General features: G+C 63.3%; 15 protein-coding genes. 14 read left to right on the top strand and 1 reads right to left on the bottom strand.

From position 1 onward, the window contains the following. Position 1: 1 nt before the first annotated feature. Entirely contained in the window at positions 2 to 1,912 is a 1,911-nt protein-coding gene (locus ACE3PP_RS11600) for an MHYT domain-containing protein (RefSeq protein ID WP_374382242.1), read from the top strand. Positions 1,913 to 1,919: 7 nt separating this feature from the next. Here ACE3PP_RS11600 and ACE3PP_RS11595 read toward each other — a convergent pair whose 3' ends face one another. Next, positions 1,920 to 2,186, bottom strand: coding sequence for a hypothetical protein (locus ACE3PP_RS11595; RefSeq protein WP_374382239.1), 267 nt, complete (start codon positions 2,184 to 2,186; stop codon positions 1,920 to 1,922). Positions 2,187 to 2,459: 273 nt separating this feature from the next. Here ACE3PP_RS11595 and ACE3PP_RS11590 point away from each other — a divergent pair, with 273 nt between their 5' ends. From ACE3PP_RS11590 to tilS, 13 genes are all read left to right on the top strand, one after another. Continuing rightward, positions 2,460 to 3,209, top strand: coding sequence for a YebC/PmpR family DNA-binding transcriptional regulator (locus ACE3PP_RS11590; protein ID WP_374382236.1), 750 nt, complete (start codon positions 2,460 to 2,462; stop codon positions 3,207 to 3,209). Positions 3,210 to 3,250: 41 nt separating this feature from the next. Continuing rightward, positions 3,251 to 3,766, top strand: coding sequence for a crossover junction endodeoxyribonuclease RuvC (gene ruvC / locus ACE3PP_RS11585; RefSeq protein WP_374382233.1), 516 nt, complete (start codon positions 3,251 to 3,253; stop codon positions 3,764 to 3,766). A 13-nt stretch (positions 3,767 to 3,779) separates the two neighbouring features. Next, entirely contained in the window at positions 3,780 to 4,400 is a 621-nt protein-coding gene (ruvA, locus tag ACE3PP_RS11580; RefSeq protein ID WP_374382230.1) for a Holliday junction branch migration protein RuvA, read from the top strand. Further along, a complete protein-coding gene (gene ruvB / locus ACE3PP_RS11575) occupies positions 4,397 to 5,467 on the top strand; it encodes a Holliday junction branch migration DNA helicase RuvB (protein WP_374382227.1) in 1,071 nt (356 codons plus the stop codon). Before ruvA ends, ruvB begins: the two co-directional genes overlap by 4 nt. A 163-nt stretch (positions 5,468 to 5,630) precedes the next feature. Beyond that, the gene (gene ybgC / locus ACE3PP_RS11570; RefSeq protein ID WP_374382224.1) at positions 5,631 to 6,068 is read left to right on the top strand and encodes a tol-pal system-associated acyl-CoA thioesterase; all 438 of its coding nucleotides are present in this window, start codon (positions 5,631 to 5,633) and stop codon (positions 6,066 to 6,068) included. 120 nt (positions 6,069 to 6,188) lie between these two features. Continuing rightward, a complete protein-coding gene (tolQ, locus tag ACE3PP_RS11565; protein ID WP_374382644.1) occupies positions 6,189 to 6,884 on the top strand; it encodes a protein TolQ in 696 nt (231 codons plus the stop codon). Next, positions 6,884 to 7,351: an ExbD/TolR family protein gene (locus ACE3PP_RS11560; RefSeq protein ID WP_374382221.1), complete on the top strand. Its 468-nt coding sequence runs from the start codon at positions 6,884 to 6,886 to the stop codon at positions 7,349 to 7,351. The genes tolQ and ACE3PP_RS11560 overlap by 1 nt, the downstream gene beginning before the upstream one ends. 10 nt (positions 7,352 to 7,361) lie before the next feature. Then, entirely contained in the window at positions 7,362 to 8,261 is a 900-nt protein-coding gene (locus tag ACE3PP_RS11555; RefSeq protein WP_374382218.1) for a hypothetical protein, read from the top strand. A 145-nt stretch (positions 8,262 to 8,406) separates the two neighbouring features. After that, complete coding sequence (gene tolB / locus ACE3PP_RS11550; RefSeq protein WP_374382215.1) at positions 8,407 to 9,723, top strand: Tol-Pal system beta propeller repeat protein TolB; 1,317 nt, start codon at positions 8,407 to 8,409, stop codon at positions 9,721 to 9,723. A 315-nt stretch (positions 9,724 to 10,038) separates the two neighbouring features. Continuing rightward, positions 10,039 to 10,545, top strand: coding sequence for a peptidoglycan-associated lipoprotein Pal (gene pal / locus ACE3PP_RS11545; RefSeq protein ID WP_374382212.1), 507 nt, complete (start codon positions 10,039 to 10,041; stop codon positions 10,543 to 10,545). Positions 10,546 to 10,741: 196 nt separating this feature from the next. Further along, positions 10,742 to 11,269, top strand: coding sequence for a peptidoglycan-associated lipoprotein Pal (gene pal, locus ACE3PP_RS11540; RefSeq protein WP_374382209.1), 528 nt, complete (start codon positions 10,742 to 10,744; stop codon positions 11,267 to 11,269). 202 nt (positions 11,270 to 11,471) lie between these two features. Then, the gene (ybgF, locus tag ACE3PP_RS11535) at positions 11,472 to 12,473 is read left to right on the top strand and encodes a tol-pal system protein YbgF (protein ID WP_374382206.1); all 1,002 of its coding nucleotides are present in this window, start codon (positions 11,472 to 11,474) and stop codon (positions 12,471 to 12,473) included. Between the two features lie 58 nt (positions 12,474 to 12,531). Continuing rightward, entirely contained in the window at positions 12,532 to 13,785 is a 1,254-nt protein-coding gene (gene tilS / locus ACE3PP_RS11530) for a tRNA lysidine(34) synthetase TilS (protein WP_374382204.1), read from the top strand. The last annotated feature ends 32 nt before the right edge of the window (positions 13,786 to 13,817 follow it).

Genomic DNA, 13,817 nt, shown 5'->3' with positions numbered 1-13,817 from the left:
CATGATCAACCATCTGCATACGACGCATGATCCGTTGATCGTTCTGCTGTCGCTGCTCGTTGCAATCGTCAGTTCACTGGTCTCGCTCGACGTTGCAGAGCGTCTGCGTGGGGCCCGGGGACGGACTTGGGCGCTTTGGCTCGCCGGCGCCGGCTGTACCCTTGGCGGGGGTATCTGGTCGATGCATTTCATCGGCATGCTGGCCTTCGACCCACCCTTCGAGATCCGCTATGACGTTGGTCGAACCGTCATATCTCTGCTGATCGCTATCCTGTCGACCGCGTTGGGCTACGCCTTGATCGCCCGGAGGCGCAGCATAAGCTGGCCGAAATTGGCCCTCGCGGGTCTGGTGACCGGCCTTGGCGTCGCGGCGATGCACTATACGGGCATGTCGGCCATCATCGCGCCCGCCTCGATGCACCATGACGCTGGGCTGGTCGCGGTCTCCATTTTGATCGCCGTGGCGGCGGCGACGGCTGCATTCTGGCTCAGCCTCAAGATCGACCGGGTATGGCACAAGTTGGGGGCGTCGCTGCTCATGGGCGTGGCCATTGCCGGCATGCATTACACTGCAATGGCAGCCCTCTATTTCGGGCCGGTCACCCACACGGCGCTGACCCCGAACTTGATTGGGACGCCGAAACCGATCCTGGCTGCGGCCTTGGCGATTGCCACCATCCTCATCCTCGCCATCGGCTACATGGCTGCTATCGGGGACCGGCGCTTCGATCTGCGCGCGCGCCGAGATGCGGAGCGGCAGCTGCGGTCCGAAAGGCGCTTCGAGACGGTCGTGAGCGCCAGTTCGAACATCGTCTTCTTGCTCGATGAAGCGGGGCGCATCGCCTATGAATCCCCTTCGACCCAGCGTGTTCTGGGTTTTGGGCGCGGCAGCTTGCTTGGAACACCGCTTGAAGAGCTCATTCCGGCAGAAAATAAGCCTTACTATCAGAATCTTATCACCAGAATCTTGACCGCTTCGGGAGAGTCGGTCGAAGTCGAAATGCCGTTCCAGGCAGCCAACGGGTCTGTCATCTTTGCCGATCTCGCCGTGACCAACCTGCTGGGTGACCCGCATCTCCGCGCCTTGGTCGTGAAACTCCACGACGTCACCGAGAAGAAGCGCATCACCGAGGAACTGCGCGCCGCCAAGGAACGTGCCGAGGCAAGCAACCGCGTCAAGTCGACCTTCCTTGCTAATGTAAGCCATGAGCTTCGGACGCCACTCAACGCAATTATCGGCTTTTCCGACCTTCTGATCGCGCAAACGAAAGGGCCGTTGCAGCAGGCCTATATGGAATTCGCGCGCGACATCAATGACGGCGGCAAGACGCTCCTGGATCTCGTCAACAGGACACTGGACTTCTCTCAGGCGGAGGCCGGCACCGTTCGGATCGAGAGCGTTCCCCTGGATCCAATGGTCGAGGCGGCGGTCATCATTCGGAACCATGCGCGTGAAATTGCCGAGAAGAGCATCTCCATATCCAGCGAGCCGTTTACGGCGCCCGTCAGGCTGATGGCCGACCAGGGTAAATTCCGGCAGATCCTCAATCACCTCCTGTCGAACGCCCTTAAGTTCACGGAGCAGGGCGGCCGGATCGATGTCAGCGCCGAAATCGATGTAACGGGCAGCCTCGTCGTCGCCGTTCAGGATAACGGGCGGGGCATGGGCGAGGACGAGGTGGCCCAGGCTCTATTGCCCTTCGGCAAGGGGAATGCCGGGCTCAACCGGACTTTCGACGGGGTCGGGCTGGGACTTGCCACCTGCAATGCGCTGATGGGGCTCCATGACGGGCGCATCATCATCGAAAGCGCACGCGGTGTCGGAACCCTGGTGATCTTGAAATTCCCACCCAGCCGGGTCGTGCCGGCCGAAAGCCCGGAACCGGCTGAGGCCGATCTCGCCGCGTGGTAAGAAGGGGTCAGGCGCGCCTGGCGCCCGCCACGGCCATGAAGCGATCGACTTCCGCCTGCATCTGCTCGGTCCGGTCCATGAACTGGCGCGCCATTTCATGAACACGGTCGCAGGCTTTGGGCTCGCCGTCGGCCGCCATGGTGAGGGCGCCGGTGACACCTTCGATACCCATCTGCCGGGCGACCTTGGTCACGACCTCCGCCATGCGGCGGATTTCAGCCTCCAGATCGACGCTGCGGCTTTCGCCGCCATTTTCCCGGATTGTTCGGGACATGAAAAACCTCGCTGGTCGCATCATTTGGCCCGAATCGGGGCCAATCGTTAAAAGCTATACGGAGCCTTCCGTAAACGAGTCATGAATCCAAGGTGTTGCCGGTGCCGAATTTCGCAGGGCCGGTGGGCTTGGCAGCGGGGGGAATTGTGCTAAAAGGCGTCAAAATCCTGCCATATTCGCGGTCTAGCGTCGCCCCAAGGATGGCGCCGATCACAATATCTGGTCAGGATTTGCCGATAGTCCACACTAGGTTTTGCGTTCAGGAACGGATCGATGGCTGGCCATTCCCAATTTAAGAACATCATGTACCGCAAGGGCGCGCAGGATGCGAAGCGCGCCAAGGTCTTCACGAAGATCATCCGCGAATTGACGGTCTCGGCGAAGATGGGCTCGCCCGATCCCGCGACCAACCCGCGCCTCCGGGCGGCGGTGATCGCGGCGCGCGATGCGAACATGCCCAAGGACACGATGGAGCGCGCCATCAAACGCGGCGCCGGCGGCGAGGACAACACCGCCTATGACGAGGTCCGCTACGAAGGCTACGGCCCGGGCGGTGTCGCCATCATCGTCGAGGCGCTGACCGACAACCGCAACCGCACCGCGACCGAGGTCCGCACCGCCTTTGCCAAGGCCGGCGGCAATCTCGGCGAAACCAATTCCGTGAGCTTCATGTTCGAACGCAAGGGCGTCATCCGCTATCCGGCCAAGGCCGCCACTGCCGATGCGATCTTCGAGGCGGCGCTTGAGGCGGGGGCCGACAATGTGGAATCCGATGCCGAAGGTCATGAGGTGACCTGCGCGCCGGAGGATTTCGCCTCTGTCCGTGACGCGCTCGAGGCCAAGTTCAAGGAAGCCAAGGAGGCGCGCCTGCAATGGCGCCCGGTGACGACGGCGCCGGTCGACGGCGACACGGCGGAAACGCTCTTCAAGCTGATCGACACGCTGGAAGACAATGACGACGTGCAGACCGTCAGCGCCAATTTCGAAGTATCGGAAGAGACCCTGGCGAAGCTGACGGCCTAAGACCGGTCAATTCTAGCCTCGAACAAGGAACCGCGAAGGGCATGCGAATTCTCGGACTGGATCCCGGTCTGCAGCATACCGGCTGGGGCGTCATCGATGCCGTCGGCTCGCGGCTTTCCTTTGTCGGCGCCGGTGTCATCAATTCCGACGCCAAGCTGGACCTCGCCGAGCGCCTGGTGCAGATCCATGACGGCCTCCGCGAAGTGATCGACCTCAACCAGCCCGACGAGGCGGCGGTCGAGGAGACCTTCGTCAACAAGAACCCGAGCTCAACCCTGAAACTGGGGCTCGCGCGCGGCGTGTCGCTGCTGGTCCCCGCACTCTACAAGCTGCGCGTTGCCGAATATCCCACCAACCTCGTGAAGAAGTCGGTGGTGGGGGCGGGGCATGCCGACAAGGACCAGGTCAAGATGATGGTGGGCGTGCTGCTGCCGGCGGCGCGCGACCAGAAAAGCGCCGACGCCAATGACGCGCTGGCTGTCGCCATCTGTCATGCCCATCACATGGGCACGCTGGGCAAGTGGGGCGCCCAGGATTTCCGTGAGGTCGCCCGATGAGTGTTCAAGACTCATGATCGGCAAATTGACAGGCCAGGTCGACAGTGTTGCGAGCGATTCCGCCATCATCGACGTGGGCGGCGTCGGCTATGTCGTGCACGCCAGCGGCAAGACGCTCGCGCGCCTCGGCCCCAAGGGCTCGGGCGTCAGCCTCCTCATCGACACCCATGTGCGCGAGGACGCGATCTCGCTCTTCGGCTTTGCCGAAGGTGTCGAGCGCGACTGGTTCCGGGCGCTTCTCAATATTCAGGGTGTCGGCGCCAAGGTGGCCTTGAGCATCCTCTCGGTCCTCGCCCCCGACGAACTCGCCCGCGCGATTGCGGCTCAGGACAAGGCGGCGGTCGCCCGCGCCAACGGGGTTGGGCCAAAGCTTGCCCAGCGCGTCGTCTCCGAAATGAAGGACAAGGCGGGCGGTATCGGTCTGGGTGCCGCGGCATTGCAGGGCGATGTGCCGGTGGCAGCCCCGGTGGATGGCGCCGACGGGCCGCTCAATGATGCCGTCTCGGCCCTGGTCAATCTCGGCTATCGGCGGGCCGAAGCCTATGGTGCCGTCGCCAAGGTGATGCAGAAGCAGGGCGCCAACGTCGCGCTCAATGAACTGATCGTCCACGGCCTCAAGGAGCTCGCGCAATGAGCTCGCCGGTGAACAGCGCGGGTGAGACCCGCATGATCACGCCGGAGCGCGCCGAGGAAGATACCGGCGAGCAGACCTTACGTCCGCAGGGCCTTTCCGAATTCATCGGCCAGCAGAAGCTGCGCGAGAACCTCGCCATCTTCATCGAGGCGGCCAAGGCGCGCGGCGAGGCCCTCGACCATGCGCTCTTCTATGGCCCGCCAGGTCTCGGCAAGACGACCCTGTCGCAGATCGTCGCCCGCGAGCTTGGCGTCGGCTTCCGCGCCACCTCCGGTCCGGTCATCGCCAGGGCAGGGGACCTCGCGGCATTGCTCACCAATCTGCAGCCGCGCGACGTGCTCTTCATCGATGAAATCCATCGCCTGTCGCCGGCGGTCGAGGAAATCCTCTATCCGGCAATGGAAGACTTCCAGCTCGACCTCATCATCGGCGAAGGCCCGGCGGCGCGGTCGGTGCGGATCGATCTGCCCAAATTCACCCTGGTTGGTGCCACCACGCGCCTCGGCATGATCACGACACCCTTGCGTGAACGCTTCGGCATTCCGCTGCGCCTCAATTTCTATACCCATGCCGAGCTTGAACTGATCGTACGCCGTGGCGCCCGCGTCCTCGGGCTCGATCTCGCCGACAGCGGTGCGGCTGAGATCGCGCGCCGCGCCCGCGGTACTCCGCGCGTCGCCGGCCGCCTGCTGCGCCGCGTGCGCGACTTTGCCATCGTCGCCAAGGTCGGCCGCGTCGAAGCCAAGCATGCCGATGCGGCACTCACGCGGCTCGAGGTCGACCAGCTCGGCCTCGACGCGATGGACCGGCGCTATCTCACCTGCATCGCAGAGAATTACGATGGCGGTCCGGTCGGCGTCGAAACGATGGCCGCCGCCTTGTCCGAACAGCGCGACACGATCGAAGACGCAATCGAACCCTATCTCATCCAGCAGGGCCTGCTGCAGCGAACCCCGCGCGGCCGCATGCTGACCTTGAACGGCTACAAGCATCTGGGCCTGACGCCCTCGACCCATGCGGCGCAAGCCGATCTCCTCGAACCCGCGATCGGGGAGGATGAGCTGTGAGCTTTCTTCAATCGCTTACCCCCCTCTCTAGCTCTCCCCCTCAAGGGGGGAGAGGACTAGAACGAGTTGATGCCAACACCTCGATGCCCTCTCCCTCCCCCCTTGAGGGCGAGGCCAGTCGGCGAATGCCGACATGCGTCGGCGGTGGAGGGGGGTATCAGCGATGACTCTCACCGCCTTGAACACCGCCGCCACGCCAACCCACAGCTTTCCCATCCGCGTCTATTACGAGGACACGGATGCGGGCGGGATCGTGTACTACGCCAATTATCTGAAGTTCGCCGAGCGAGCGCGGACTGAGATGCTGCGGGATGCCGGCTTCCATCACACAGCTATGATGGCGGGCGACGGCATCATGATGGCGGTCCGCCGCGTCAGTGCGGAATATCTGAAGCCCGCCAGACTCGACGATGCGCTCGACGTGACCACCAGCGTCAAGGGATTGGGTGCTGCCACCATCGAGCTCGACCAATCCATTCAGCGCGGCGGCCAGGAACTGTGCCGCGTCGCCGTCACCATTGCCTGCGTCGGTCGCGACGGCAGGCCCGCGCGTCTGCCGGCGACCCTGCGCCAGGCGCTATCGACCCAAATTCAATCTTAAAAGAAGAAGCGAAGAAGAATCATGGATCCGCAACAACCAGCACCTTCCGCAACGCCCGTCGCCCCGGTTTCTGGGAACGTCCTAGATGGCGTCGACGCGGCCGCGCAAACGGCGGTCGGCATGCCCAGCGCCGCGCATGATTTGTCGGTCTGGGCCCTGTTCATGCAGGCCGACTGGATCGTCAAGGGCGTGATGCTCTTCCTGCTCGGCGCGTCGATCTGGAGCTGGGCGATCATTTTCGACAAGATCATCCGCCTCCGTCGCCTCCGGGAACAGGCCCGCCAGTTCGAGGAGGCCTTCTGGTCCGGCGGCTCGCTCGAGGAGCTTTACGACCGCATCTCGAACCGGCCGACCGACCCGATGTCCTCGATCTTCGTCGCCGCGATGCGCGAATGGCGTCGCTCGGCGGCCAAGGGCCTGCTGGCTTCGGAACATCTGCGCGAAAGCCTGCAGGACCGCATCGAGCGCGTCATGAACATCACGCTCGGCCGTGAGATGGACCAGATCGAACGTTACATGGGCTATCTCGCCTCGGTCGGTTCGGCGGCTCCCTTCATCGGCCTCTTCGGCACGGTCTGGGGCATCATGAACTCGTTCGCCGCTATCGCCGGTTCCAAGAACACGACGCTGGCCGTCGTCGCCCCCGGCATCGCCGAAGCCCTTTTCGCCACGGCCTTGGGTCTCGTCGCCGCCATCCCGGCGGTGCTCGCCTATAACAAGCTCTCCGGTGACATCAACCGCTACGGCAACAGGCTCGAAGCCTTCGCCGGCGAGTTCGGCGCCATCCTGTCGCGTCAGCTCGAGGAGAAGCACTGATGGCCGTCAAGCTCGGCGGCGGTGGCCACCCGTCGCGTGGGCATTCCCGGCGGCGCAAATTTGCGGCGATGGCCGACATCAACGTGACGCCGATGGTCGACGTCATGCTGGTGCTGCTCATCATCTTCATGGTGACGGCGCCATTGTTGACGGTCGGTGTCGAGGTGGAACTGCCCAAGACCAGCGCCGAGGCGATGTCCAACCCGGAGGAGCCGCTGGTGGTGACGGTGCGCTCCGACAATGCGGTCTTCCTGCAGGAAACCCAGATCGGGATCGAAGAGGTGGGGCCGCGCCTCAAGGCCATCACCATGAACAAGCCGGACACGATCATTTACGTGCGTGGCGATGCCACGGCCAACTGGGACGGCATTGCCCAAGTTTTGGCCGAATTGCAGGCTAATGGTTTCAACAAGGTCGGCATCGTGACCGATACCAAGGCTTCTGGCGAGCCCGAGAAGAAGAAGTAGTGCAGGCGTAATGAGTTTCCTGACCGAAAAGCTGGGCTTCGACCCGGAACTCAATCGCGGCTTCGTCGCCTCGATCGTGTTCCATGTGGCGGTCTTTTTCTTCGCCTGGTTCGGCGTGCCGCAACTCTTCCAGGACGATGTGATCGTCGAGCCCTTGGGGATCGAGGCGGCGATCGTCTCCGACCTCACCGCGGCACCCAAGGTCGACAAGCCGTCGAAGAAGGTCAGCGAAAAGAAGAAAGAGACCCAGAAGGTCGAGCCGAAGAAGGAGGCGAAGCCCGCCCCGGCCAAGGAGAATCCGAAGCCCACCTCGGCACCGCCGCCGCCGGAGCCCGAGCAGCAGGCCGTCGTGATTCCGGATCAGACCAAGCCCAAGGAAGAAAAGAAGGTCGAGAAAAAGCCGGAAGAAAAACCGGAAGAAAAGCCCAAGAAGAAGACCGAGGAAAAGCCGAAGGAAAAGAAGAAGAAACAGGATTCGGCTGAACTCGACAATCTGCTGGCCAGCGTGCTCAACGAGCCGGCGGCCGAACCGACGCCGGAAAAGCCGAAGAAGCAAGCCGCCGCCGAGCCTGAGGAAAGCACCGGGCCGCAAACCGATCTCATTTCCGAGATTCCGATGACGGCCGGGGATGAGGATGGGATTCGCGACCAGATCCAGAAGAACTGGAATATCGGCAGCGCCGCCGGCGCGCCGAACCTGGATCAGATCATGGTGGAACTGCGTATCGAATTGATGCCGGACGGCACGGTGACGCGGGTCGAACTCCTGAACAACCAGGCCGACCCCTATTTCCGTTCGCTGGCGGAAGGCGCCATCCGTGCCGTGAAACGCGCCAGTCCCTTGCGCCTGCCACCGGGGAAATATTGGCCGACCATGAAGCTGCGTTTCCGCCCGTCAGAGATCAATTGATTGGTCGGCGGCCACAAAAACGCCGGAATTCAACTGTTTGTAAGATGCGTTAACGCAAGATTCGGGTTATGAAACCAATTGAACGCTTGCATCGTTGTGCAGCGGACGGTTGGACCGGTTAAGTCCTTAAATTAAGAGGCTAGGCATGAAGCAGTTTCTGCGCGGCATTCTGATGGTGTCGCTGGTGATCCTTCCCGTCGGCATCGGCGCGGCCAAGGCCGAACCGACGATCGATATCACGCGGGGCACGGTGGAACCGATGCCGATCGCGGTGCCGGATTTCTATGCGGCGGCCCCCAATGATGCCCAGATCGCCCGCGATATCGCAGGCGTCGTGGCCGCCGATCTCGAGCGTTCGGGCCTTTTCGCGCCGATCGACAAGAAGGCCTTCATCCAGGACAACGCCTCACTGCAGCAATCGCCGCGCTTCCAGGATTGGAAACTCATCAACGCCCAGGCACTGGTGGCGGGCAATGTGACCTCGCAGGCCAGCGGTCAGGTCTCGGTCCAGTTCCGTCTCTGGGACGTGTTCGGCGAACAGCAGATGACCGGCTTCCAGTACAATTCGGCCGGCAACAACTGGCGCCGCGTCGCCCACAAGATCGCCGACGAGATCTACAAGCGTATCACTGGCGAAGAAGGCTATTTCGATACCCGCATCGTCTATGTCTCGGAAACCGGTCCCAAGGCCAAGCGTATCAAGCGCCTCGCCATCATGGACCAGGATGGCGAGAACCATACGAACCTCACCGATGGCGGCGTGCTGGTGCTGACCCCGCGCTTCTCGCCGGCCGCCCAGGACATCACCTATATGTCCTATTACGGCAACAAGCCGCGCGTTTACCTCTTCAATATCGACAGCGGCCAGCAGGAAGTGCTCGGCGACTTCCCGGGCATGACTTTCGCCCCGCGCTTCTCGCCGGACGGCTCCAAGGTCATCATGAGCATGGCCCAGGGCGGCAACACCGATATCTATGTCATGGATATCCGTACCCGCCGTACCCAGCGTGTCACTAACACGCCGGGCATCGACACCGCGCCGAGCTACGCCCCGGACGGCAGCCAGATCACGTTTGAAAGCGATCGCGGCGGCTCCCAGCAGATCTATGTCATGAGCGCCGATGGCGGCGGGGCGCGCCGAATCAGCAAGGGGCAGGGGCGCTACGGCACCCCGGTCTGGTCGCCGCGCGGTGATCTCATTGCGTTTACCCGCATGTACCAGGGCAGCTTCTATGTCGGCGTCATGCGTCCCGACGGCTCGGGCGAGCGCATGCTCTCGCAGGGTTGGCTGATCGAAGGCCCGACCTGGGCTCCCAACGGCCGAGTCCTTGCCTTCTACAAGCAGGAACCGAGCGGTCGGACGCAGTTGCACTCGATCGACCTTACCGGCCACAACGAACGAGTCATGAAAACCCCCCTCGACGGTTCCGATCCGGCTTGGTCGCCGCTGCTTCAGGACTGAGGTTTGTCACCGGGAGACGGTCGGCGCGGACCGTCTCCCGACGCTTTCAGATCGCAACCGGTCGGTCGCGGAATACTGTTGCGTCGACACACCAGTGTGTCACCAAAACGCCACTGGACAGGGTTAAAATGGCGCGCGCGCCCTTGCTAGCAAAGCAATAATGATCTATGTTCCGCCCCGTTTCCAAGATCAACTCGATCATGGAAAACCTTGATTCAGCGCGGAATTTGAAGCGCGTGTAGTTCGGCGATCCACAATCGGGGGGTGGTCGGGGGGACTGCACGGGCTGAGAACGGACATAAGAGGAAACAAAAAATGCGTCTTTCGATCCTGTCGGCTTTGGCTGCGGCCGCTCTCCTGGCAGCCTGTTCGTCGGATGTGCCGGTGAACGACGCCGGCGCCGCCGGTTCGGGCAACTCGTCGGCCTCGGCGGCTGACTCGGGCATCGCCGGTGCGGCGGTTCCGGGTTCGCCCGAGGACTTCAACCAGAACGTCGGCAACACCGTTTATTTCGACCTCGACAGCTACTCGCTGAGCTCGGACGCCCAGTCCCAGCTGCAGCGTCAGGCCGCTTGGCTCCAGCAGTACCCGCAGCGCACGCTGACCGTTGAAGGTCACTGCGACGAGCGCGGCACCCGTGAGTACAACCTCGCCCTCGGCGAGCGTCGTGCGAACTCGGTTGCCAACTACCTGGTCGCCCTCGGCGTCGACAAGGCTCGCGTCAGCACCATCTCCTACGGCAAGGAGCGTCCGCTCTGCACCGAGAGCGATGAGTCCTGCTGGTCGCAGAACCGTCGTGGCGTCAGCGCCATCAACCAGTAATCTCGCTCTTTAGCAGATAACTGGCGTCATTAACGCCGGTCCGGAGAAATCCGGGCCGGCGTTTTTGTTTGCGCGCGGCATGCTGTCGAGCTTGCGCAATTTCCCCGTCTTCGCGCGATTTTCGCCGCAATCCCGCCCTCTTTGGCATCGAGTTTATCCCCGTTGATGTTTTTCAACCTTAAGAGGGGACAATCGAATGCTGACTTTTGGGGCGGGTACCAAACGTGGTTTGCTCGCTGGATTGATGCTGCTGGGACTTACCGCCTGCGGCAGTGACGACACGGCCCAGGTCGCTGGTACCGGCAACGGTTCGGGTGACACCAACATCGCCAACACCAATCCTGGCGACATTGGTGGCAATCCGCTCGGTGCCGACCAGGTCTTCAACAACGAGATCGGCAACACGGTCTATTTCGCCACGGACCGATATGACCTTTCGACAGATGCGCAATCGGTGCTGACGCGGCAGGCGCAATGGCTCCAGCAATATCCCGTGCGCACGGCGGTAATCGAAGGACATGGCGACGAGCGCGGCACCCGCGAATACAATCTGGCGCTGGGCGAGCGCCGGGCTGAATCGGCGCGCGCCTATCTGGTGGCCCTGGGCGTTGACGCGGCCCGGCTTCAGACAACCTCGTTCGGCAAGGAACAGCCGCTTTGTGCGGAATCGGAGGAAGGCTGCTGGGAGCGGAACCGTCGCGCCGTCACTGCGTTGAATCCCTGATTTCTCGCTGCTTTCCACTCGGAACGACCAGCGGCGACCGCCTGGGCAAGAGATTGCCCAGGCTTGCTTTTCACCGAGTCCCTTTGGCATTGTCAGCTCGCAATTTTGTGACCGGGCTGGCCCGGCTACGCCATAATTCCGCCCGGATCGGTGTCGAGCATGAAGCCCGCGCCGATGTCGGGCTGGACCGGGAAGACGAGCGATGAGGATGACCCGCGTGATGAATGCGAATGGGATGAAGGTGGCGGCCCGCGTGGCAGCACTTGCCGGCCTGCTGGCGCTGGCGCCGCTGGGTATCGCGCAGGCGGATGAGGTCGACGATTTGCGCGCCGAGCTCGCGCAGCTGAAGCAGAAGGTCTCCTATATCGAGAATCAGATGCCGCGCAGCGGCGGGGCCGTCGCGGGTGGTGGCACGGCCGCGGCCCAGACCGAGGTCCGCTTCCAGCAATACGATCAGCAGATGAGCCAGCTCACCGGCCAGATCGAGCAGCTCGAACTCAAGATTAACGATCTCGCCGACAAGTTCGACCGTGCCCAAAAGGATACCGAGTTCCGCCTCGGCGAACTTGAAAAGGCGATGGCCGGCGGTGCCGGTGGTGCAGCACCTGTTGCCGGTGCCGACATGGGCGCCGCACCTGCCGGACAGGCCGCTGCCGCATCCGTGCCGGCGGTCGATCCCGGCGCACCGCCGCAGCCGACTCAGCCCGGTGTCATGGGGACCCTCAGCAACGACCAGATGCAATCGCTGCCGCAGGCGCCGGCCGGTGCCGCTGATCAGGCTGCCGCCAGTGCCGGTGGCTCGGTCGTCCTCCCTGGCAACTCGCCGCAGGAGCAGTACGAATATGCGACCGGCCTCGTGCAGCGTGGTGCCTATGCCGAAGCGGAACTCGCCTTGAAGTCGTTCGTCGCCGAACATCCGAAGGACCCGCTCGCCGGCAACGCGCAATATTGGCTGGGCGAGACCTATTACGTCCGCAGCGATTTCAAGAACGCCTCGGTCGCTTTCGCCGAGGGCTATCAGAAGTACCCGAAGAGCAGCAAGGCCGCCGACAATCTGCTGAAGCTCGGCATGTCGCTGGGTCAGACCGGCCGCAATGCGGATGCCTGCACGGCTTTCCGTCAACTCGACAAGCAGTTCCCGGACGCTTCGCAGGCGATCAAGGATCGCGCCGCCCGCGCCAAGCAGCGCTACAAGTGCGGCTGAGGTCATTCCGCTTGGGGATACGCTGAACGACGCCAGTTTCGCCGCCCTGATGGGGGCGGTGGGGCCGTTCGAACACGCGCCGCAGATCGCCGTCGCCGTCTCGGGCGGGGCCGACAGCCTTGCCCTCATGCATCTCCTCAAGAACTGGGTCGCCGGGCACGGCGGGCGGCTCACCGCACTCACCGTCGATCATGGTTTGCGGCCGGAATCCGCTGCCGAGGCGGCGCAGGTGTCGGCCTGGGCGGCGGCGGCCGGCATCGATCACCGCATCCTGCGCTGGACGGGCGATAAGCCCACGGGCGGCCTGCAGGCCGCGGCCCGCGCCGCGCGCTATGATCTCATGACCGATTGGTGCCGGGCGGCGCAGGTGCATCACTTGCTGATCGCGCATCAATTCGACGATCAGCGCGAGACGATCGCCATGCGCCGCGCCCGCAATCCCGATAGCGATCTCGGATTGGCGGGCATGAGTGCGATCACCGTTCGCAATGGCATCCGCCTTCTGCGCCCGCTGCTCAACGTACCCGGCGCCGATCTGCGCGCCTATCTCCGGGAGCACAGCCTCGCCTGGATCGAGGATCCCAGCAACCAATCGACCCGCTTTGAACGAATCCGCTGGCGCCAGGGCCTCGAAGGGCCCTTGCCCGATCGTGCCGACATCGCCCGCTGGGGCCGGCAGCGGCAAGCGCTCGAAGCCGAGACCGGCGATCACCTGCTGCGCGCAGTCGAGATCCACCCGGCCGGGCATGTGCTGATCGACCTCGACGCGTGGGGTGAAGGGCCGGAGCCTGTCCGGCACCTCGCCCTCACGCGGCTCATCGGCATGATCGGCGGGGGCGATCATCCACCGGCCAAGGCGGCACTCGCGCGTATCGAGGCGGGGCTCAGGGACGGGGCGCCGGTCGCGAGCCTCGGCGGGACCCTGATCGGCAGGTGGCGGGGGCGGGGACTGGTCTGTCGCGAGGCGGGGTGCGTCCGACACGTCCTGGTAGGCTCGGGGCTGTGGGATGGCCGGTTCGAGGTTTCAAACAAGGAGGAAAAGGGAGGTGAAAAGGTGTCAATTCTGGGCGATTCCGGCATCGCCGAAATAGGCCTTTCCGGCTATTCCCGGACCCTTGGCAAGGACATTCCACCCATCGCCCGGCCCGCCTTGCCCGCCATCCGCGATGCGACAGGTCGTCTCATCTACGTGCCATATCTCGGTTTCGACCCGTATGGGCGCGGGGAGAGCGTGCAAATCCGCTTTTTGCCCCGAAATTCAGCAACATCAAGCGGCTTTACAGTTGCGCACGGGTGGCCGCACACTATTTAACCTATTACAAATGGACGGTCGGGCGAGCCCCT

The organism is Dongia sp. (assembly GCF_041910485.1).
Taxonomy (GTDB): Bacteria; Pseudomonadota; Alphaproteobacteria; order Dongiales; family Dongiaceae; genus Dongia.
Note: the sequence above shows the minus strand (reverse complement) of the source record. Positions and strands in the feature narration are given on the sequence as shown.